At 42.9% G+C, this 22103-nt stretch carries 16 protein-coding genes and 1 other annotated feature; of the genes, 7 read left to right on the top strand and 9 right to left on the bottom strand.

What is annotated here, in order from left to right:
* Positions 1-1693 precede the first annotated feature (1693 nt).
* The 4 genes from OTG27_RS15655 to ezrA form a co-directional block, all read right to left on the bottom strand.
* Positions 1694-1900, bottom strand: coding sequence for an alpha/beta-type small acid-soluble spore protein (locus OTG27_RS15655; RefSeq protein WP_034309203.1), 207 nt, complete (start codon positions 1898-1900; stop codon positions 1694-1696).
* 82 nt (positions 1901-1982) lie between these two features.
* The gene (gene thiI / locus OTG27_RS15650; protein ID WP_034309205.1) at positions 1983-3194 is read right to left on the bottom strand and encodes a tRNA uracil 4-sulfurtransferase ThiI; all 1212 of its coding nucleotides are present in this window, start codon (positions 3192-3194) and stop codon (positions 1983-1985) included.
* Positions 3191-4339, bottom strand: coding sequence for a cysteine desulfurase family protein (locus OTG27_RS15645; protein ID WP_268937390.1), 1149 nt, complete (start codon positions 4337-4339; stop codon positions 3191-3193). Before OTG27_RS15645 ends, thiI begins: the two co-directional genes overlap by 4 nt.
* A 218-nt stretch (positions 4340-4557) precedes the next feature.
* A complete protein-coding gene (gene ezrA / locus OTG27_RS15640; RefSeq protein ID WP_057276728.1) occupies positions 4558-6252 on the bottom strand; it encodes a septation ring formation regulator EzrA in 1695 nt (564 codons plus the stop codon).
* A gap of 167 nt (positions 6253-6419) precedes the next feature.
* Here ezrA and hisJ point away from each other — a divergent pair, with 167 nt between their 5' ends.
* Positions 6420-7223, top strand: coding sequence for a histidinol-phosphatase HisJ (hisJ, locus tag OTG27_RS15635; RefSeq protein ID WP_098864009.1), 804 nt, complete (start codon positions 6420-6422; stop codon positions 7221-7223).
* A gap of 13 nt (positions 7224-7236) precedes the next feature.
* Here hisJ and refZ read toward each other — a convergent pair whose 3' ends face one another.
* The gene (gene refZ, locus OTG27_RS15630; RefSeq protein ID WP_268937389.1) at positions 7237-7881 is read right to left on the bottom strand and encodes a forespore capture DNA-binding protein RefZ; all 645 of its coding nucleotides are present in this window, start codon (positions 7879-7881) and stop codon (positions 7237-7239) included.
* 154 nt (positions 7882-8035) lie between these two features.
* Here refZ and OTG27_RS15625 point away from each other — a divergent pair, with 154 nt between their 5' ends.
* Together OTG27_RS15625 and rpsD are read left to right on the top strand one after the other, a co-directional pair.
* Positions 8036-8515, top strand: coding sequence for a GAF domain-containing protein (locus OTG27_RS15625; protein WP_034309218.1), 480 nt, complete (start codon positions 8036-8038; stop codon positions 8513-8515).
* Between the two features lie 476 nt (positions 8516-8991).
* Entirely contained in the window at positions 8992-9594 is a 603-nt protein-coding gene (rpsD, locus tag OTG27_RS15620; RefSeq protein ID WP_034309220.1) for a 30S ribosomal protein S4, read from the top strand.
* Positions 9595-10223: 629 nt separating this feature from the next.
* Here the strand turns inward: rpsD and OTG27_RS15615 are convergent.
* On the bottom strand, positions 10224-10616 hold the full coding sequence (locus tag OTG27_RS15615; protein ID WP_268937388.1) for a hypothetical protein: 393 nt from the start codon (positions 10614-10616) through the stop codon (positions 10224-10226).
* Between the two features lie 722 nt (positions 10617-11338).
* Positions 11339-12595: a tyrosine--tRNA ligase gene (tyrS, locus tag OTG27_RS15610; RefSeq protein ID WP_268937387.1), complete on the bottom strand. Its 1257-nt coding sequence runs from the start codon at positions 12593-12595 to the stop codon at positions 11339-11341.
* A 66-nt stretch (positions 12596-12661) separates the two neighbouring features.
* Positions 12662-12878: a binding site (T-box leader), on the bottom strand.
* A 148-nt stretch (positions 12879-13026) separates the two neighbouring features.
* Between tyrS and OTG27_RS15605 the strand changes: the two genes are divergently transcribed.
* Entirely contained in the window at positions 13027-16077 is a 3051-nt protein-coding gene (locus tag OTG27_RS15605; RefSeq protein WP_268937386.1) for a transglycosylase domain-containing protein, read from the top strand.
* Between the two features lie 129 nt (positions 16078-16206).
* Here the strand turns inward: OTG27_RS15605 and acsA are convergent, their stop codons facing one another.
* Positions 16207-17925, bottom strand: a complete 1719-nt coding sequence (gene acsA, locus OTG27_RS15600) for an acetate--CoA ligase (RefSeq protein ID WP_268937385.1) — start codon at positions 17923-17925, stop codon at positions 16207-16209.
* A 323-nt stretch (positions 17926-18248) separates the two neighbouring features.
* Here acsA and OTG27_RS15595 point away from each other — a divergent pair, with 323 nt between their 5' ends.
* Genes OTG27_RS15595 through OTG27_RS15585 form a run of 3 tightly spaced genes read left to right on the top strand, consistent with a single transcriptional unit; the run spans position 18249 to position 20732 of the window.
* On the top strand, positions 18249-18881 hold the full coding sequence (locus OTG27_RS15595; protein ID WP_063575476.1) for a GNAT family N-acetyltransferase: 633 nt from the start codon (positions 18249-18251) through the stop codon (positions 18879-18881).
* Positions 18882-18907: 26 nt separating this feature from the next.
* Positions 18908-19558 (top strand): acetoin utilization AcuB family protein, encoded by a 651-nt coding sequence (locus OTG27_RS15590; RefSeq protein WP_063575475.1) that lies wholly within the window; start codon positions 18908-18910, stop codon positions 19556-19558.
* Positions 19551-20732: an acetoin utilization protein AcuC gene (locus OTG27_RS15585; RefSeq protein WP_268937384.1), complete on the top strand. Its 1182-nt coding sequence runs from the start codon at positions 19551-19553 to the stop codon at positions 20730-20732. Before OTG27_RS15590 ends, OTG27_RS15585 begins: the two co-directional genes overlap by 8 nt.
* An 89-nt stretch (positions 20733-20821) precedes the next feature.
* Here the strand turns inward: OTG27_RS15585 and ccpA are convergent, their stop codons facing one another.
* Positions 20822-21826 (bottom strand): catabolite control protein A, encoded by a 1005-nt coding sequence (ccpA, locus tag OTG27_RS15580; protein WP_048682265.1) that lies wholly within the window; start codon positions 21824-21826, stop codon positions 20822-20824.
* Positions 21827-22103: the final 277 nt, after the last annotated feature.

Raw genomic sequence — 22103 nt, 5'->3', positions numbered from 1 at the left:
CCCTATCCCTCTCCACCGCCTGCCTGCCAAGCCTCATCAAAGCATGCGGCTGTGGGGTCTCGGCTAGCAGGAATGTCGCATATCTCTTCATTCCTTTAAAGGATTTCAGAAAAAAACTTAAAGGATTAACTAGTCTTAAACATATTCGGGATGAGACCAGCCTTCAGTTTTTTCAATAAAACATTCCAGTTGATTTCAGAGTTCCGCTCCCTTTCCGCCGACTGTCTGCCAGGCCTCCTCGACGCAAGCGTCTGTGGGGTCTCGGCTAGCCAGTTTTTCGGCAGGAGTGTCGCACATCTCTTCCATCCAATAAGGATTTCAGAAAAAAACTTAAAGGATTAACTAGTCTTAAACATATTCGGGATGAGACCAGCCTTCAGTTTTTTCAATAAAACATTCCAGTTGATTTCAGAGATCCGCTCCCCTCTCCGCCGACTGTCTGCCAAGCCTCCTCGACGCAAGCGTCTGTGGGGTCTCGGCTAGCCAGTTTTTCGGCAGGAGTGTCGCACATCTCTTCCATCCTTTAAGGATTACAGAAAAAAACTTAAAGGATTATCAAGTCTTAAACATAATTTTGGATGAGACTAGCCTGCAGTTTTTTCAAAAAAACATTTCAGATTATTTCAGAAACCCGTTCCCCTTCGACCGACCGACTGTCTGCCAAGCTCATCAAAGCATGCGCCTGTGGGGTCTTGGCTACCCAGTTATTCGGCAGGAGTGTCGCACATCTCTTCCATCCTTTAAGGAATACTGAAAAAAACTATGAAGAGTTATCTAGTTTACCTTTAAAATTTTGGTTCGGGGCGAGAGCAATTCGGAACTCCTTTTGCCGGGAAATTGATGGAACTGCCAGACTAAAGACGAATTGGAGATGAGGAGCCAGTAGTGATTGGAACGTAAGGTACGAGACTCCTGCGGGAAAAGCGTGGCCAAGGGAGACACCGCAGGCGAGCGCCGAGGAGGCTCACGGACCGCCCGCGGAAAGCGAGTGCCTGGAGTGGAAATCATTACACATACCCACTTTCAGAAACCCGTTTCCTTTCCACTGATTGTCTGCCAAGCTCATCAAAGCAGCACTTGTGGGGGCTTGGCTAGCCAGTTTTTCGGCAGGAGTGTCGCACATCTCTTCAACCCTTTAAGGAATACTGAAAAAAACTATGAAGAGTAATCTAGTCTACCTTTAAAATTTTGGTTCGAGGCGAGAGCAATTCGGAACTCCTTTTGCCGAAAAATTGATGAAACCGCCCAACTGTAGACGAATTGGAGATGAGGAGCCAGTTTCCCTACAATATTTCTTGAAAAAGAAGTTCCAGTGATTGGAACGTAAGGTACGAGACTCCTGCGGGAAAAGCGTGGCCAGGGGAGACCCCGCAGGCGAGCGCCGAGGAGGCTCACGGACCGCCCGCGGAAAGCGAGTGCCTGGAGTGGAAATCATTACACATACCCACTTTCAGAAACCCGTTCCCTTTCCACCGCCTGCCTGCCAAGCCTCATCAAAGCATGCGCCTGTGGGGTCTCGGCTAGCAGGAATGTCGCACTTTCCTTCATTCCAATAATGTTTCATATTATATAAAACAGTAAAAAATTATGTAGTAAAACTAAGGAATTTATTAAATCGGCTTCCACGAATTAATTTTGCAAACGTAAAGAGAGCGGGTGTTAAAACCCGCTCTCTGTAGCCATATTTATGAAATTATCTGTTGAAGCCTCCGCCTAATTGTTGTTCAGCCATTTGAACAAGACGTTTTGTGATTTCTCCACCAACTGAACCGTTAGCGCGAGATGTTGTGTCGGCACCAAGTTGTACGCCGAATTCTGTAGCGATTTCATATTTCATTTGTTGTAGAGCTTGTTCAACTCCAGGTACCAATAATTCGTTTGAGCTGTTGTTGTTTGCCATGTGTGTTTCACCTCCTTGTGATTATAGAGTGTGTTAAAACACATGGCTTCATTCGCACATTTTTATTGGTAATTATAGGATACTAGAATAAGTCTTCCATCGCTTCTTCCTTATCGAAAGTCTGACCCGGTTTAACCGTTAATATTTCTGTTTCGGAGACCGCTTTTTCAATCAAGGATTCAAAGTCGACGAAGCTTTCATAGTAATTGACTTTTTCACGTTTGGGTTTCGTTTTTGGGCTTGCCGGCGTAAAGACCGTACAGCAATCCTCGTACGGCAGATTGGATATTTCAAAAGTATCGAGTTCTCTTGCTATTTTGATGATTTCTGTCTTATCCATGGTAATCAGCGGACGCAGGATCGGTGTATTCGTCACCTCATTGATGGCAAACATGCTGCTCATCGTCTGGCTTGCAACCTGCCCAAGGCTTTCACCGGTGATAAGTGCCATGGCTTCTTCCTTTTCGCGGATGCGATCGGCGACCCGCATCATTAAACGACGGGTTGTAGTCATTGAGTAGTTTTCCGGGATTTGTTTTTGAATCAATAATTGGATTTCCGTAAATGGAACGATGTGCACTTTCATGCTTCCATTAATTTCTGCCAGCTTACCTGCCAAATCAATGACCTTTTGACGTGAACGCTCGCTTGTGAACGGCGGGCTGTAAAAATGGATCGCCTCCACGTCCAATCCCCGTTTCATCGAAAGGAAGCCTGCAACAGGGCTATCAATCCCGCCTGAAAGCATCAGCATCGCCTTCCCGCTTGAACCGAATGGAAGACCGCCTGCACCCTGGATGATTTCACCTGTCAAATACACGGCTTCGCGTCTCACTTCCACCAGCAGGTTCAAATCAGGGTTCTTTACATCGACTTTTAAATCTTCTGTATTTCGGAGCAAATGCCCGCCGATTGCCCTGTTAATTTCATCGGTATTATATGGAAAATCCTTATCGGCGCGTTTTGTCGTGATTTTGAACGTGTTTACCTCTTCAAGGGTATGATTAAGGTAATACAATGCGGCCGTTTTCATCACTTCCAGATCACGCTCTATTTTTATTGCAGGGCTTAATGACTGTATTCCAAAAATGCCTTTCAATCGATCAATGACCGGCACATGGTCAGCACCGTTCAGGAGAACGTACATCCGCTCCCGGTTGGCTGTCAGCACTACGCCTTCTATATCTTTTAAACTCCAGCGGATATGTGCCTTCATTTTGTCTACAAAGCCTTTACGGTTTCTTTTCTTAGTGGAGATTTCTCCATAACGGATAATTATATGATCAAATTTCATTTAGCAACCCTCATTATTTTTTCTAAATTAGCGACTATTTTCTGTATCGCCGCCAGAACTTGCTTTGCTTCTTCCATTTCATTTCCATAGGTAGTGCTGATACGGATGACGCTTTCGGAACGAGCCGAATGATGGTACATCGCGTCCACCGTTTTGCTTACCGTCCTTTTTTTCGAAGAACAGGCACTAGTCGTCGAAACATATATTCCTTCCGATTCAAGTGCATGCAGCAATACCTCGGATTTAAGTCCCGGAACTGAAAAATTCACAATATGGGGTGCGCCCTCTTCGGGACTGTTAACCAACACCCCGTCCATTTCCTTCAAACCTTTATATAAATAAGTTTTGATTTGCTGAAGCTTATCATGATACAGCAATTGATTGTTCATACTAATACGCAAAGCCTTCGAAAGGGCGACGATTCCCGCAACATTTTCAGTGCCGCTCCTGATTTTCGTTTCCTGATTGCCACCATGGAAAAGCGGGTCGACCCGAACGCCTTCACGAACATACAGGATGCCCGTCCCCTTCAAACCGTGAACCTTGTGGCCGGAAATTGTACATAAATCCACATTGGCTTCACGCAATGATAACGAAACCTTGCCTGCTCCCTGTACATTATCGACATGAAAGAGCACGTTTGGGTATTGTTTTAACAATTTGCCCACTTCAGCAATCGGCTGTATCGAGCCAACTTCATTATTAACATGCATGACGGAAACCAAAATGGTATCTTCCCTCAATGCATCCTTAAGATCGGTTATATCAATGTGTCCAAATTCGTTAACGGGAAGATATGTGATCTCATATCCCATTCTCGTCAATGATTGGCATGCGTCTTCTACAGAAGGATGTTCAATCGCTGTCGTGATTATGTGTTTGCCGCGATTTCCCTGAGCGTGGGCTGCCCCTTTAATGGCAAGATTATTTCCTTCCGTTCCGCCGGAAGTGAAATAAATTTCCGAACTCTTCACCTTTAATAAATCAGCAATCTGCTTTCTCGCAGCGGAAAGCAGTTTTTCGGATTGCACCCCAAGTCCATGAAGCGAAGAGGGGTTCCCGAAATAGTCCGAAGTAACCTTCATGAATGATTCGATTACTTCGGGATATGGTTTTGTTGTTGCACTATTGTCAAAATAAATCATGGGTTCACCTTCCATGTTTTTATATCTATGATGGTCACTCTTCTAAATATAAGTTTCAATGTTGCTGTTGCAACTTCTAATATTAACATAATTGAATTTGAAAGAGAATGTAAAACACTGATCCAAGAATGATAGGATACCCGCTTCTTTTTATTCCAGAGAATGATTTAACTTTCCACCTAATCTACAAAAAGAAAAAAACCCGCCATGGCGGGTTTTCAGGAAAGGACTTCTTCTATGTTCGCACCGATTTTTTGTAAACTGCCTGGGTCGACCTTTTCTATGGCAGTGGCTGCCGTTTCCAATGCGGCTTGATATTCATAGCTTCGGAATTTCGCTTCGGCTTCCCTTAGGCTCTCGGCTACCATATCGTGGCTGCTTCGGTAACGATTTCCGAATTGGATCACCTTTTCGGCCAAATACATATGCTCGATCAATTCTTGGGCTTTTTCGTGGACCTTATCCACCTGTTGAACCGCTTTTTCCAAATAAATATAAACAGCGGCCATCTCAAGCGGCTTTTCTTCAAGTTTACCCTGAACGTCATCCATGCTTTCTTTGGCATCCTGAAGCACCACTTTATACTCTTCTGGAAGACCTGGAATATTGCTTTTTGAAATTAAACGTCCAGTATCGACCATTTTGCGCTTCAATTCTGCCAGTGAATCCCTGGCATCCATTTCATCTTTCCGTAAAGCCTGTAATTTAACGGTAAAGTCTTTCTGATTTTCCTGTAATTCCTTCAACTGTACTGCAAGCCCCTGCATCTCTTCGCTGATAAGCGAGCTTGCCATCACATTATCCTCCATTTTCAAGACGAGCAATTGATGGCGTTTTGAAATCTGGGCAATCTGCTTTTCCATTTTCCGTTGGGCATCGAGCTCATTTTCCGTCAAATGATACGTGTGTTGAACATGTATGGTTTCAACTTTAAGTTTATCGTTTTCATATTCAAGGTCACTAATCGTTTTCCTGAGAATTTCATCATTTTTCAAGATATACTGTTTTGAAAGTACTTCTTTTTCCAAAAGGTCATAAAGAACCTCGATGCTTTCGCGCATTTCTTTAATGCCTTTTTCCACTGCTTCCGTTTCGGCATTTTCCAATTGTGTTTTATATAGATCCAGTTCTTCCTCAAGCCGTGATATCTCCTGCTCGAATTGGATATGGCTCAACAGGTACCCCTGTCCCGACATCTCCTCATAACCATCCTTCAATTCATTAAGCTGGGAATGCAGCTCGGATTGGCTATCAACCAATAATTTTGGGAGCATTTCCATTTTAACTGACAGAACCGCCAATTTGTCCTTAATGGTGAGAACAAGCTCCCTCGCATTCAAATAATTGCCGTTCACGGTCTCTTCTTCATATTTCTGAAGGATCTGCAACACTTCATCCAAGGAGCTTTCCAGCTTATCAGCCGCTTTCCCATAATTATGCCTGTGTGCAAGCAGGGATTTCTTCAATTGACGGTAAGAATCTTTGATATCCTCAATTTCCAATCGATTCTTTTCCTCACTGCCTACGAGTTCATTCAGTTCGTATAGGATCTTTTTGATCATTTCCTCTATTTCATTCAGCTTGACTGTAATTTTGCGCTGTATCTCTTTTGATCGGCTGAAACGGTATTTATCGACGAATTCCTCGGCATCGAATAAAAGCTCTTCGACTTCGGGCATATGATCCGTAATGATGGCATCCCATTCAATGCGCCAGTTTTCGAACATTTCCTCTGTTTCACCTGTCATGTTCAATTGTTTGACTTTAGAAAGCTCTTCCAGCACGGGGCGGTGCGTGATGCTTATTTTCCAGGATTCCAGTCGATCGATTTCTTTAAAATATCTCTTTTTGAAAAAATAACCCCAAATGATGAAAATCAAAATTAATACAATTACCCCAATTATGTAATCCATGGTAAGCCCCCTGTTCTAGTCCTTACAGTCTTGCTATTTATATATGAATTGTAAAAATGTTAAATTTAATGCTTTTATGATACCATGTTAGCAATAATTTTTGACGAGAAAAATGATTTTTTTGTAGAAAATTGCTACAAATACCTGTTTTTTGGGAGGGAAGGACCATGAAAGCTGACGGTCATGTGCACACTCCGTTTTGCCCTCACGGCTCTACGGATAAATTCGATGAATATATTACGCGGGGAATCGAGCTAGGATTAAAGGAAATCACATTTACGGAACATGCTCCATTGCCACGAAATTTTCAAGATCCTACGCCTGAAAAAGACAGCGGGATGGACGCTGCCCTGCTCCTGGATTACTTTCAAGAGCTCCGCGTACTGAAAGAACGCCATAAAGACAAAATCCTGATCAAAACAGGTCTGGAGGTTGACTTTATAGAGGGGTATGAAAAAGAAACAAAAGAATTCCTCGACGAAATCGGAGAATTCCTTGATGATAGTATACTTTCCGTTCACTTCATCAAGCATCAAAACAGCTGGCATTGCATCGATTTCAGCGAAAATGGGTTTGCTGAGATTGCCAATGAACTAGGTTCAGTGGAATCGGTGTATGCCAAATATTACGATACACTGGAAAAATCAATAGAAACTGATTTAGGCATTTATAAACCAAAACGAATCGGGCACATTACGCTTGTCCATAAATTCCAGCATCGATATCCGCCGGCAGCAAGTTTTGACGAGCGGGTTTACAAGGTTCTCGAAATGATCAAGGATCAAAGGTATGAACTGGATTATAATGGAGCTGGGCTTGTAAAGCCGCTATGCGGTGAACCCTACCCTCCTGAACGATTTGCAAAGCGTGCTTTAGAACTCGGCATTCCGCTCATTTATGGTTCCGATGCCCATCAGGCTAAAGATTTGGGTCAGGGCCATCAGGCACTGATTGCAGGGTATAATGGGTAACCATATTTACACCTCAGCCCCGGCCAGCTAACAGCGGCTGCAGGTCTTCGGCAATGAAAAGGGTATCTTGCAGAAAACGCCCGACTTCATTGGCATAAATATTCGTGTAATACGCTTCCTGCGGGAATACATGAAGCACTTCCATCGCATAATGGGTATGCAGGACAGGGGCCGTCAATAATCCCTTCAACTGCAGCATATACATGGGAACGGAGACCTGCTGGAAACTCCTGCTCTTGATTCCTTGTTCCAATATATATTGAAAATAAGACTTTTCCTTTGTAAAATATGTCGAATGAATTTCACGGTTTAAATTGGAATCGAGTGAAGATTCCCCATATATGAACCTTGCAGCAAGGAAGTTTTCCCTCTGGAAAGCGAGAATATCTTTTACAAGGTTCATCAAGCAATGCTGCGGGCCTTTAAGTTCAAGCAGCGTCATGTTCGTCTCAAGGACCAGGATATATTCTTCTAAATAGGAAGTGAAACAGAATTCCAGCAACCCCTGCTTATTCTTGAAATAGTAGGCAATATTGGCAGCGTTCACTTTCGCTTTATTCGCAATATCCCGTATGGATGTAGCATGATAGCCTTTTAAATGAAATAAATGCAATGCAGCATCCACAATGGCTTGTTTCGTTGGCGTCTGGCGATTCATTCAGGCAATCCCTCGCTTTCTTTGAGACAAGTCTTATGGACTACTTCTTCACGAAAGAGCCTGAATCCTTTAGTAAGTTCTCGACAATTTCCCAACAATGGAGCATCATGATTAGAAAGTGCTGTAAAAATATGAGGAAGACAGGTGAACGCTTTTGTTTAATGTCGAAATGTATCAAGGAAAAAAAGAAAAAAACTATGAACTGGTCCAAAAACAACTACTTGCCTTAATCGAAGATGAAACGAACAGGATAGCCAATTTAAGCAATGCGGCAGCTTTACTTAATCAGTTTCTCGATGAGATTAACTGGGTTGGCTTTTATTTATATGAAGAAGACCAATTAATACTGGGACCCTTCCAGGGGCTTCCGGCCTGTGTCCGCATTCCAATGGGCAAGGGCGTATGCGGGACTTCAGCGGCAACTGAAAAAACCCTGCGCATTGAGGATGTCCACCAATTCCCTGGACATATCGCCTGCGATGCGGCATCAAGATCTGAAATTGTCATCCCGCTCATGAAGGATGGCAAATTGCTTGGTGTCCTCGATATCGACAGCCCGATAACGGACCGTTTTGACGAAATGGATCAGCAAGGACTGGAGAAGTTCGCTGAAATCCTTTCCAATCATCTATAAAAATTAAAGGGAGCGGCAACCCATGCCTGCTCCCTTTTCCATTTCAGTACCCAGGTACAAACCCTTTCCTGAACCCTTCTCAATATATAACTTCCCACCGACCCTTTTGGCATTTCACTTTTAAATGATGCAAAGGCACCCGTGGCAAGGGCTTCCAAGCAATCCCGGAAACCATCCATAATTGTTGTATTCATTATCTCATGATAAAATTGTATTTTTCCTGCCGCCATTCTCTATTCTATAATTATCACAACTGTCCTTGACTCATTGAGCAGAATATTATACAATACTCTTTGTGTAAAATATTGCAGCCTATGTGATAGCCTTTATGTTCTCATTTTGTTCCTCAATCCAGAGGTGTATCTCGTAACCCTCTGCTGCTAGGGCGAAGGTACATGAAAACAAAATGGTCATGATCGACATTCACACGGTTTTTATTTTACCAAAATAAAAACATTTAAAGGAGGAGTCATCCTATGGCTCGTTATACTGGCCCAAGCTGGAAACTATCCCGTCGTTTAGGAATTTCCCTAACAGGTACTGGTAAAGAATTAGAAAAACGCCCTTATGCTCCAGGACAACATGGTCCTAACCAACGTAGAAAAATTTCTGAATACGGAATGCAACTACAAGAGAAACAAAAACTTCGTCACATGTACGGAATCACTGAGCGTCAATTCCGCACAATGTTCGACCGCGCTGGCAAACTTAAAGGTGTACATGGTGAAAACTTCATGATTCTTCTTGAATCACGTCTTGACAACCTAGTTTACCGTCTTGGTTTAGCTCGTACACGTCGTCAAGCACGTCAACTTGTTAACCACGGTCACATCACTGTAGACGGAAGCCGCGTAGACATTCCATCTTACAAAGTGTCTCTTGGACAAACAATCTCAGTTCGTGAAAAATCACGCAACTTCTCAATCATCAAAGAATCAGTTGAAGCAACTAACTTCGTTCCTGATTTCCTTACTTTCGATGCTGAGAAATTAGAAGGTACTTTCACTCGTTTACCAGAACGTTCTGAATTGCCTGCTGAAATTAACGAAGCTCTTATCGTTGAGTTCTACTCTCGTTAATAAAAACGCTTTGTTAACAGCAATTAGGAAAACCCTAAAAACATTGATACATCAGTGTTTCTAGGGTTTTTTCTTTTTCTCCTGATTTTTAGAATGGTGTATGATAACCTGTTTAATTAGGGGAGGTTTAGAAAACTCCAATAAAAAAATAGGTTGTGGACTGTTGCTTATTTTTACGTTCTCTTGAAATAGGAGGACGTTTTTAATATCAGAGAAGAATACTTTATAAAGTAGTATAATAAGTAAAAATATAGCGAAAGCCAAGTCACCACCACATTACTTGAATTATAAATGTAGGAGAAATACAGTAACGAAATAGGCTAAGACAATTATTGTAGATAATATATTCATTTAAAATAGAAACTGTATTTGATTTCTTACTTATATTTAACTTTTATATATGGAGCACCAACACCGTATGCAGTATTTGAATAATACGTATTTATAACCTTTCCAGTCGGGCTTTTTACTATGTGTTTAAATCTCTTGAAAGTAATGTCTGACCAAACACCTAATCTACTGTATTTTTTTGAATTAGCTGGGATTGTTGTAGAAACTGAGGTATTATGAGCTACGCTAACACCCACATTAAATCCATCATAACTATAAGAACCAGAAATAGTATATGATTACCCACGAGAAATAGTATAACTGCTAGCTTTAGCCCAAGCGTTTGTAAGAGGGTGGTAGTTTAACCATTTTTCTTTTGCTGTATTAGTTTTAATGGTTGTTGTTTTAGTTTTATTACACGTTGCGCATATAGGAACAATTTTTATAATTTGGCTATCTAAATAAGCATTATAGTCTTCTACTGTATCAAAAAATACTATGGTTCCATCGTCTTTTGTTAAACTGTAAGGAGCATCAACTGTTAATTCCACATTAGCTCCTTCAATTTCTACAATGGAATCGTCTCCCCCTTCTGCTGAGACCCTTGATAAATTCAGAGATCCTATTAATAGAATAAACAGGCTGAAAAGACTAAGAAGCTGAATGTAAAACTTTTGGTTATTAATTCTCATTTTTTACCCCTCTTTTTTCTAAATTTTCTGATAATTACAGCATACACTTTTTATTATATAATACAAATTAACTAAAGAGAGGTGATATTATGAAATTAATAGCCGGAACTATAGCATTATCTGTTTCTTTTATCCTATTTATTTATTTGTATGGCTTAAAAGTAGATTACTCTATTAAATACAACGGAAGCTTTTATACGTTTCCAGCAATACTATTATTGATAGCCTTGTTTTGTTTTGTTTTGTATCAATTATGAGGAAAAACAACAAAGACTAAACAAAATAAAATGTTGATTAGCTAAAAATCCTGACTCAAATTCGAGTAGACGTGATGGAGATTCCAGAAAATCATGATAATCTGTTACAGCATACATTCAATGAAAGTAATTCTTACCTCCTTCTTATCTGCAGAAATCTCTTGCCTATTGGAGCTTAGACAAAGCTGTTTCGGTACCTTTTCAAAGATAGCATCAAGTTCCAGGATCAAACCCTTCCATGTAAGATTGGCTTTTGCTCCCTTTTAAATGTGACTACTGCAGATTTAGACTTAGGTTTCCATTCTCCTCCCCCAATCAAAATCATAGCTTATCCTCCCGACGGTTGTGGGTAAAGCGACTCTAGGGGGTGCCCGCGGAAAGCGAGTGCCCACGTTCCAATCAACGTTTTTTTCACAAATTATTACAGAACAAAGCCCGGCTGGGATTCAGCCGGGCTTTGGACAATCATTTCACTAATGTGTATTTCTTCTTGCCGCGACGAATGAGGATGAACTCCCCTTCAATCTTGGCGGCTTCCGTCACTACATATTGCAGATCGGTCACTTTCTCCCCATTTATGGAGATTGCCCCGTTCTGAATATCTTCACGGGCTTGACGCTTAGATGGCGAAATTTTCGCTTCAACGATTAAATCGACCAAACCGATATCTTCCCTGCTTTCACGTTCGAAGCTAGGGACATCTTTAAAGCCCAATTTGATTTCCGCTGCACTTAAATTCTTCACCTCACCGCTGAATAGGGCGGCAGAGATTTTGATCGCTTGGTCAAGAGCTTCCTGACCATGAATCAAACGGGTCATTTCTTCCCCTAAAGCTTTTTGCGCTTTACGCAAATGCGGTTCGTTTTGTACGGATTGCTCTAACTCTTCAATCACCTCACGAGATAGGAATGTGAAGAATTTAAGGTATTTCACGACATCTGCATCTGCTGTATTGATCCAGAATTGGTAAAATTCATAAGGAGTCGTTTTTTCCGGGTCAAGCCATATCGCTCCGCCTTCCGTTTTACCGAATTTCGTTCCATCCGCTTTCGTTACGAGCGGGATCGTCATACCGAATGCTTTGGCATTCTCATCATTGGATTTCCTGATCATTTCAAGGCCGGTCGTAATGTTCCCCCATTGATCACTGCCGCCTATTTGCAATTTACAGTCGTAATTGCTGTATAAATGGCCGAAATCAATTCCTTGTAAAATCGTGTACGCAAATTCAGTGAAGGAAATTCCCGTATCCAAGCGGGAAGCAACCGTATCTTTTGCCAGCATGTAGTTAATGCCGATGTATTTCCCGTAATCACGAAGGAACGTAACCATATCGATTTTGCCTATCCAGTCATAGTTATTGACCATGACCGCACCATTTTCACCGTCGAATTCAAAGATGTGGGATAGCTGCCCTTTTATGCAGTCTGCATTATAAAGCACTTTTTCCAGCGTTTGCAGCTGACGTTCCTCTTTTTTACCGCTAGGATCACCGATGAGTCCTGTCGCACCGCCTACCAGCACAAGGGGACGATGACCGTGCTGCTGGAAACGGCGCAATGTCAAGAATGGCAATAGATGACCGATGTGCATGCTATCCGCAGTTGGATCGACACCACAGTATAAAGAAATTTTCTCTTTTTCCAAAAGGTTCTTAAAACCTTCTTCATCCGTTTGTTGATAAATAATTCCTCTCCACTCGAGGTCTTTAAGCAATTCCATTAAATATTCCTCCTCCATCTTAGAAAAAACCCGCAAAAAGCACACAAAAACGCCCCTTCATAAATATGAAGGGACGAATGAATTCGCGGTACCACCCAACTTGAGGACATAATACGCCCTCCGCTCAAGACGAATAACGGTCGTCAGCCGTTTCCTGCTACTAATCATTTCACAGCAAATGCTCCAGGAAGTAATTCATCATACCATTTGTACCGATTTCCACTAACCACCGGCTCTCTGAAACAGGGATAGTCTGACTACTGGGTCCTATCATCGCGATCATTTAATCATTTTATTGTTGTTAATAAACTTTTATCATACATAAGAATCCTTGTCAACTTCACCCTACAGATTATAGAAAAATAAGAAAGATGCCCTTTCCCCTACCGGTTGTATGCTATAATATATGTGATTTCAGGGGGTATGATACGATGAATAATAATCAAAAAGATAGATTTCAAACAGTCTGGAAGCAGCTGACCCGTTTTTTCCAAAGTGAAAAAACACATAAGAACGCGCGGGTTACATACCAAGTCATTTGGAATTTAACACTGATCCTCATTATTGTCGGGATCCTAGGATTCTCATTCGCCGGCGGCGTCGGAGCCGGCTATTTCGCTGCCCTCGTCAATGATGAGCCAGTACGCTCAAAAGAAGATTTGAAAAAAGACATTTACAATTATGAAGAGACCTCTGAAGTATACTTTGCAGATGAAGTATACTTGGGCAAGCTTAAGAGTGACCTTGAGCGTGAGGAAGTGTCCATCGATAAAGTTTCCAAGCATCTTAAAAATGCAGTCATCGCTACAGAAGATGAGTATTTTTATGAGCATGACGGGGTTGTCCCGAAAGCCATCCTGCGTGCGATTTACCAGGAATTTTCGAATGCAACCGTCCAATCGGGAGGAAGTACATTAACACAGCAGCTCATTAAAAACCAGATCCTGACCAACGAAGTATCATTTGACCGGAAGGCAAAAGAAATCCTTCTTGCGCTCCGGGTCGAAAAGTTCTTTGAAAAGGAAGAGATTTTGGAAACCTACCTAAACGTCTCCACGTTAGGTCGAAATTCTTCCGGTCGGAACATCGCTGGAGTCGAGTCGGCTGCTGAAGGTATTTTTGGCGTGGAGGCCAAAGATCTGACTCTGCCCCAATCAGCTTTTATTGCTGGATTGCCGCAAAGCCCTTTCGGTTATACACCATATACTCAGCAAGGAAAACTGAAAGAAAATCAAGAACCCGGCATCAACCGGATGAAAACCGTTTTAAAGCGGATGTATAGTAACGGATACATAACAAAAGAAGAATATGATAAATCGAGAACATACGACATAACAAAAGACTTTATCGGTAAAACGGAGATGCCATCCGAGAAATATCCGTGGCTCACCTATGAAATTGAAAAACGCTCCATTGAAATCCTCTCTGTCAGTCTCGCAAAAGACGATGGATATGAAGAGAAAGATTTAAAGAATGATGATTTAAAAGCTCAATATCTAGCACTTGCCGATCGTAAGCTGCGGCAAAATGGCTATAAGGTATATACGACCGTCAACAAAAAGATTTATGACAAGATGCAGGAAGTAACGAAAAACTATCCAAATTTCGGGTACGATAAACTGGCGCAAGTCCCCGACCCGGATACGAAAGAAATGAAGACCGTGAGCCAGCCCGTAGAGGCCGGAGCGATTCTTATCGAGAATAAAACAGGGAAAATCATCAGTTTCGTAGGCGGCCGCGATTTCAAGCGGGAACAGACGAACCACGCCACCGCATCATTGCGCTCGAACGGATCAACGATGAAGCCGCTGGTGATATATGGTCCAGGCATCGAGCTGGGCAAGATCTCGCCTGGCAGCGTATCGGCCAACGTGCCGATCTCCATTCCAACAGGAGGCAAACCGTGGAGTCCAGGAAACTATGGCGGCGGCAGCTATACGGGAGTATCGACTGCCCGCGAGGCCCTGAAGAATTCCTATAACATCCCGGCAGCGCTCTTTTACAAGAAAATCATCAACCTGAGCCCCGCTTCGTATTTGGAAAAAATGGGCTTCTCCACCGTGACGAAAGGGGATTACTCCAATCTTGCCTTGTCATTGGGTGCGATGGATAAAGGTGTAACCGTTGAAGAAAACGTCAATGCATATGGCACTTTTGCCAATTCAGGAGAATTCATCGATGCTTATATGATCGATAAAATCGTTTCGAAGGATGGCAAAGTCATCTATCAGCATAAAGTGAAACCAGTGGATGTTTTCTCTCCGCAAGCCGCTTACCTGACGCTCGATATGATGCGTGATGTCGTAAACAGCGGGACGGCGGCCTCGGTCAGGAACCGCCTTGCCTTCTCAAGCGATTGGGCAGGTAAAACCGGTACTTCACAAAACTATTGGGATGCCTGGTTTGTAGCCAGCAACCCGAATGTATCGTTCGGGACATGGCTCGGTTATGACAAGCCGAAATCCTTGCAAGGGACTTATAATGGACTTGAATATAATAAACGTAATTTATATTATTGGGCAGATCTGATCAATGCCGCATATAAAGTCGACCCTAAACTCATCGACCCCGATAAGCGATTCGAAATGCCTGGCGGAATTGTCAGCCGTTCCTTCTGTGGCGTTTCAGGACTGCTTCCTTCAAGCTCATGCCAAAAGGCCGGGCTTGTCAAATCGGATTTATTCATCGCCAAGTATGCTCCATCCAGGGCGGATGATAGTTTCATAGATGGACAATATGTATCAGTTGGCAGCAAACGCTACGCAGCCCTTCCGCAAACACCTGGCGAATTCAAAAGCGGCGGGTTCATGCTGAATCCAGATTCCTTTGCAGATATCGGGTTGAGATATGTCGTTGACCCGGGATCCGTGATTCCCGGAGCCGAAAAATCAGGAAATGTCGTCGGGGCGACAGCGAAATTGAATGATAATGGCAAAGCACCAGATCCCCTATCCATAGCGATCAGCAACGGTAAGATTACATGGGGCTTGCATCATGAAGGAGATGTCGTCGGTTATCGTGTCTATAAAGACGGCAAAAAAGTGGCGAGCATCAATGCTGGGGAGAATCTTGTTTACAAAGTCGGCTCTGGCGGATCTTATTACGTAACGGCTGTCGACATTGTCGGTAAAGAATCAGCCCCTTCCCAACATGTTGAAAGCGGCGCTAAAAAGACAAGTTCCAAAGAAGATTCCGCGAAAAATAAAGATGATCGCGGAAAAGATAAAATAGTTAACGAAGTTAAAAAAACAGACTCAAAAGAAGAGAACGGTCCAGACAAAAATACAGATACAAATAAACAACCGGAAAAAGATATACAACCAGAAAAAGAAACGGAAACGGATAAAGAAAAAGATCCAGTTCAAGACAAAGATCAAAACAAAGAGAATACAGATAAAGAAATTCAAGGGAACGACAAAGTTCAAGGCACAGTCAATGATCAAGAGCAAGAAACGGATAAAGCGGAAGATGAGGAAGAATGACACTCTTGAACTAAAACAGGCTGTCGGGTAACCCCGACAGCCTGTTTCCTTATAATCTCCCAAAAAGGCATCCATGAAAGTGACAATGGATGCCTTTTTCATTTTCAATGATCAGTATGACTCAGTTTCTCAATCCTCCATCGATGATAAATCACCGGTTGGCAAATCAAGTTCCCAAGCTTTCAAGACACGGCGCATGATTTTACCGCTTCTTGTTTTAGGAAGTTTATCCCTGAATTCAATTTCACGAGGTGCTGCATGTGCTGCTAAACCATGCTTCACAAATGTACGAATATCCTCAATCAACTCATCGTTCGCATCGTATCCGTCACGAAGGGCGATAAACGCTTTGATAATCTCCCCCCGAACCGGATCCGGCTTACCGATGACCCCCGCTTCAGCTACAGCTGGATGCTCGACCAACTTGCTTTCCACTTCGAAAGGTCCGACCCTCTCCCCTGCCGTCATGATGACATCATCAACACGTCCCTGGAACCAGAAATAACCATCTTCATCCATGTATGCGGAATCTCCGGAAACATACCAATCACCTGGCATAAAGTAAGATTCATATTTCGCTTCATTCTTCCAGACGGTCTTCATCATCGAAGGCCAGCCTTTCTTGATGGCAAGGTTCCCCATTCTATGCGGCGGAAGCTCGTTGCCTTGATCATCCACTATTGCCGCTTTTACGCCAGGAATCGGTTTACCCATCGAACCCGGTTTGATTTCCAGGCAAGGATAATTGCAGATGACCTGAGCCCCGGTCTCCGTCATCCACCATGTATCATGGATCCGATGATTGAATACCTTCATTCCCCAGCGCACCACTTCCGGGTTCAACGGTTCACCGACACTTAAAATATGGCGGAGAGTGCTTAAATCGAACCGCTTAACGATCTCGTCACCCGCGCCCATCAGCATCCTGAAGGCAGTCGGTGCACTATACCATACCGTGACACCAAAGTCCTCCAAGGTCTTGTACCAGGATTCAGGCTTGAAACGCCCGCCTACAATGACATTCGAGGTCCCTGTCAGCCAAGGTCCAAAAATCCCGTAAGACGTCCCTGTCACCCAACCAGGATCCGCTGTGCACCAATACACATCCTCATCCTGCAAATCAAGGACCCATCTTGCCGTTTGATAATGCTGGATCATCGCATTATGAACATGAAGCACCCCTTTTGGTTTTCCTGTGGAACCAGAGGTATAGTGAAGAATCAGACCATCATTCCGATCGACCCATTCAATGTCGAATTTTCTGTCGGCTTCTTTTAATTTCTTATTGAAGTGATGGTACTTTCCTTCTTCTTTTATATTTTCCCCCACCAGGAAAATATGCTTCAAATGGGGTAATTCATCCACTGGCACGCGTGGCAACAGTTCAGGTGTCGTCACAATCACACTTGCCTCACTATCTTCAAGACGATCCCTTATGGCGCCTTCCATGAAGGCTTCGAACAACGGCCCTACGACCGCCCCGGTTTTAATCGCACCCAACAATGCAAAATACAGCTCCGGGGAGCGAGGCATGAAAATGAAAACACGATCACCTTTTTCCACATTGGCAATGTTCTTGAATACATTGGCCGCTTGGTTCGTATAATCTTTCATTTCCTTGAATGTATACTTTTCATTTCTTTTATCGTCTTTGTAATAAAGGGCCACTTTATTCTTTTTGTATGTTTCGACATGGCGGTCAATGGCTTCATACGCAAGATTCACTTTACCGGTTTCAGACCAGGAGAATTCCTTTTCCGTCTCAGACCAGTCAAACTTATTGTATTTTTCATCATAATTCTTTAAATTAAAATTACCTTCCACTACTGGCAACGCTTTCACATTCATACGACAAACTCCCCCTTCATTCGGCTCTATATTTTTATTATAGTATAAGAATCGAATTATCTCAATTTTTAAAATATTGGTCGTTTCCATATTAGGGAAATCCCTTCTTGGTGAATATTGAGAGTTACTGGTATATGGTTAAGGTCAAGGTGCATCCATATGATAGCCGGGAAAGAAGGGGCACTGTAACAAAAGCGCCTTGAACTTTCTGAATTATGCCCCTTGTTTTCATGTATAATTTATGTAAGCTTTCCATTCCGTTTAAAAGCGATGCTTCGGAATGCGAGAGTGTAAGATTACTATATAACAAGGGTGGTGAAAGAATGGAATATAGTAAGACCTTTTACACTAAGGAACTGCAGACATTAAGCGGAACGCTCATCATCGAGGGACCGTTAAGCGGAGAAAAAATGTCCGCTTATGAGTTTCATGAAGACTTGGTCGCCTTTCGCCCCCCTGCATTGCAGCATAAAGCGTTAATAGAGATAGCAGACTTGCCTGAGGGCAGGATCTTCATCGCCCGTGAAAATGAAACAATCGTGGGGTATGTAACTTACTTATATCCCGATCCCTTGGAGCGCTGGTCTGAAATCAAGATGGAGGACCTGATTGAGCTTGGTGCAATCGAGGTCATCCCTAAATACCGTGGTGCCTCGGTCGGGAAGAACCTGATCCGCCTTTCAATGGAAGACGATTCGGTTGAAGACTTCATCATCATCACCACTGAATACTATTGGCATTGGGATTTGAAAGGGACAGGGCTGAATATTTGGGACTATCGCAAGGTCATGGAAAAAATGATGAGTGCAGGTGGCTTGGTCTACTTTGCAACAGATGATCCTGAAATCAGTTCCCACCCGGCCAACTGCCTGATGGCCCGAATTGGCAAAAGAGTCCCGTCGGAATCCATCCAGAAGTTCGACCAATTGCGTTTTATGAATCGGTTTATGTATTAAAGAGGAGAGGAAGAGGAGGAAGGAAAATGATTGTTGAAACAATAATGAATGAGGATATCATCACCCTCACTCCAACGGATACCATCCATAGCGCTGTCTTGATCATTAGGGAGAAACGAATTCGCCATATACCCATTGTCGATGACAGCTTTCAACTTGTGGGATTAGTCAGCGACCGTGATATTCGGGATGCTGCCCCTTCTATTTTCCGTACCGAAGAATACAAAAATGATTTACAAAAACCATTATCAAGCATCATGAAAACGGAAATAATCACGGGGCACCCGCTTGATTTCGTGGAAGAAATCGGGGCTGTTTTTTGTGATAACAATATCAGCTGCCTTCCAATCGTAAAGGGCAGGAAGTTAGTGGGCATCATAACCGGTACTGATTTACTTCATTCATACGTTGAGTTGACAGGAGTCAATCAGCCCGGTTCCCAAATCGAAATCAGAATCCCGGATAAGGCAGGTTCCCTTCATGATATTGCCCATATTTTCAAAAGGCGCAATACGAATATCCTGAGCACCCTTGTTTATCCTGAAAAAAATGGAACCGATTATAAAATTCTTGTAATTCGTGTACAGACGATGAATCCATTTATGGTGGTGGAGGATTTGAAGAAAGAAGGCTATACCGTTTTATGGCCTAGTCTACCGGGGATTTCACATGAATGATACATCCCTTTTCGTCTATTCGGATGAACTCCTTACCTACAAATTCAACGATGAGCATCCATTCAATCAAAAACGCCTTAAACTCACGCTCGATTTATTAAAAAAACACCATGCCATCAATGATGATCAAATTATCAAGCCCAGAATGGCTACAGATGCAGAATTGGAACTGATCCATGATCACCATTATGTAAACGCTGTCAGATTAGCGGGCCAGGGAAAGCTCCCTCCTGAAAAGGCAGAAAATTATGGACTGGGAACAGAGGATACCCCTATCTTCCCCAATATGCATGAAGCAAGCGCCTTGCTTGTAGGCGGTACCTTGACGGCTGTGGATGCCGTCATGACCGGTCAGTCCCTGCACGCACTTAATCTTGGCGGTGGCCTGCATCACGGTTTCCGCGGGAAAGCCTCGGGCTTTTGCATTTACAATGATAGTTCGGTCGCAATTAAATACCTGCAAAAGAAATATGATGCGCGTGTCTTGTATGTCGATACCGATGCACATCATGGTGACGGAGTCCAATGGTCATTTTATGATGATCCCGATGTATGCACCTTATCCATTCATGAAACGGGGCGCTACTTATTTCCCGGCACCGGCACGATTAACGAGCGGGGCCAGGGAAAAGGCTACGGCTATTCATTCAACATCCCGGTCGATGCGTTCACTGAAGACGAATCCTGGCTCGAATGCTATAGGGCTTCCTTTAAAGAAGTCATTGAATACTTCAAACCGGATGTCATATTAACGCAAAACGGAGCCGATTCCCATTATTACGATCCGCTCACCCATTTATCTGCCACCATGAAGATTTTTAGGGAAATACCAAAGTTGGCCCATGAAATGGCCCATAAGTATTGCGAAGGACGGTGGATTGCAGTAGGCGGCGGCGGATATGATATATGGCGCGTCGTACCGAGGGCATGGGCAAGGATCTGGCTTGAAATGACGGATAATGACATTTCAGGTCCCCTATCAAAGGAATGGCTCGATAGCTGGCAGCCTGAGTCCCCTGTTCCCCTACCGGCTGAATGGGATGACATGGAGGATATATACGAACCCATTCCGAGAAAGCCTGAAATTACCGAGAAGAATGCCCTGACGCTTGAAAAGGTCCTTTATCCCATCAGGTCTTCCAAGCAAACATCGAAAAGCAATGAACAAAGTTAACCAAAAGATCGTTGAAAAACGATCTTTTTTGTTCGGTCATCATTTGAGAAAAAAAAAGAGAGTGCCCTCGGGACACTCTCCAAACCAGTTTATTTCGTTGATTGACGGTTTTCAATCCGATGCGGCAGGATCACCTTTTCTAGACCTTCCTCCACTTGTTCTTTATTCATCAACTTTGTAAGAAGCCTCATCGCAACCGCACCAATATCATATAAAGGTTGAACGATTGTCGTGATTTGCGGACGCACCATCAATGTCAATCTCGTATTATCGAAGCTGATCACTTCAAAGTCTTCCGGCACATTATACCCTTTGTCCTGTGCGGCATGGACAATACCAAGCGCCATTTCATCAGCACCGGCGATGAATGCCGTCGGCCTGTCTTCAACTTCCAGGTACTTTTCAAAAGATTCAATTCCTGAATCATATGTATAATCACCTTCAACAATATACCTTTCATCAAATGAAAGACCAGCTTCTTTCAATCCTCGTTTATATCCAGTCAGTTTCATTTCATTAATCAGCGCGGAAGGGTTTCCGCTTACAAAAGCGATATGCTTGTGGCCTTTATTAGCAAAGAAGGTCACTGCGTCAAATGCCGCCGCCTCATAATCAATATTAACAGATGGAACTTGCCCGCTTTCATCTACCGAACCTGCCAGAACGATTGGAACCGGTGAATTCGTAAACTCTTTGACATGCTCATCAGAAATGTTGCCGCCCATGAATACGATGCCATCCACTTGTTTTCCAAGCATCGTATTCAGCAAATGGAATTCCTTATCTATATTTTCATCAGAACTGCTTAGAATGATATTGTATTTATACATGGTCGCTATATCTTCTATGCCCCGTGCCAATTCGGCAAAAAAGATGCTCGAGATATCCGGGATGATTACCCCGACAGTAGTCGTTTTCTTTGAGGCAAGTCCCCTTGCCACTGCATTCGGTCGGTACCCTAACTTTTCAATCACATCGGAAACTTTCTTCCTTGTTGCAGGCTTTACATTTGGATTCCCGTTAACTACGCGGGAAACGGTGGCCATGGAAACATTCGCCTCACGTGCCACATCATAAATGGTTATATTATTCATTCATCCATTCCTCCATTTCTTTCATTTTCCCCATAAAAGACCCGAATTATTTCGGAAAAAAATCTTTTATGCGTTTTTCTCTATAAGGAAGATTATTTTAGGAACGATCTGCCTAACAAAAAAACAGTCCTACTCTCTTCTCAGTCAAATATTCAATACCCTATTCAAGTATAAAATTCACATAGATATCACTTTATGTATGACTCAATCTTCCGAACAGTTCTCATTCTTGTTATTTATCATACGATAGTCGAATCTTTCCTGCAATCCAATAGTG

The organism is Peribacillus sp. AS_2, assembly GCF_026891895.1.
Classification (GTDB): domain Bacteria; phylum Bacillota; class Bacilli; order Bacillales; family DSM-1321; genus Peribacillus; species Peribacillus frigoritolerans.
Note: the sequence above shows the minus strand (reverse complement) of the source record. Positions and strands in the feature narration are given on the sequence as shown.